Origin of the sequence: Nostoc sp. UCD121, assembly GCF_014222285.1 — a bacterium.
Taxonomy (GTDB): Bacteria; Cyanobacteriota; Cyanobacteriia; order Cyanobacteriales; family Nostocaceae; genus Nostoc.
The window spans coordinates 1-842 of sequence record NZ_JACKZS010000501.1; the positions used below are offsets into that span (position 1 = coordinate 1).

General features: G+C 46.6%; 1 protein-coding gene. It reads right to left on the bottom strand.

The window, feature by feature from the left end:
* The coding region (locus GNF10_RS37180; protein ID WP_185607511.1) for a leucine-rich repeat domain-containing protein at positions 1-842 on the bottom strand (842 nt) is incomplete at both ends.

An 842-nucleotide genomic window follows, 5' to 3' on the forward strand; every position in this document is an offset into this window, starting at 1 on the left:
TGAGGTGAAGCTGCGTCAGATTGGTTAATTTAGCGATCACCTCTGGAATCTGGGTTATTCGGTTGCCATCGAGGTGAAGCTGCGTCAGATTGGTTAATTTAGCGATCACCTCTGGAATCTGGGTTATTCGGTTGCCATCGAGGTGAAGCTGCGTCAGATTGGTTAATTTAGCGATCACCTCTGGAATCTGGGTTATTTTGTTGCTACTGAGGTGAAGCTGCGTCAGATTGGTTAATTTAGCGATCACCTCTGGAATCTGGGTTATTCGGTTGCCATCGAGGTGAAGCTGCGTCAGATTGGTTAATTTAGCGATCACCTCTGGAATCTGGGTTATTCGGTTGCCATCGAGGTGAAGCTGCGTCAGATTGGTTAATTTAGCGATCACCTCTGGAATCTGGGTTATTTTGTTGCTACTGAGGTGAAGCTGCGTCAGATTGGTTAATTTAGCGATCACCTCTGGAATCTGGGTTATTCGGTTGCCATTGAGGTCAAGCTGCGTCAGATTGGTTAATTTAGCGATCGCCTCTGGAATCTGGGTTATTCGGTTGCCATCGAGGTGAAGCTGCGTCAGATTGGTTAATTTAGCGATCGCTTCTGGAATCTGGGTAATTTGGTTGTTACGGAGGTGAAGCTGCGTCAGATTGGTTAATTTAGCGATCACCTCTGGAATCTGGGTTATTCGGTTGCCATTGAGGTGAAGCTGCGTCAGATTGAGATTGGTTAATTTAGCGATCGCCTCTGGAATCTGGGTTATTTGGTTGCTACTGAGGTCAAGCTGCGTCAGATTGGTTAATTTAGCGATCGCCTCTGGAATCTGGGTTATTCGGTTGCCATTGAGGTCA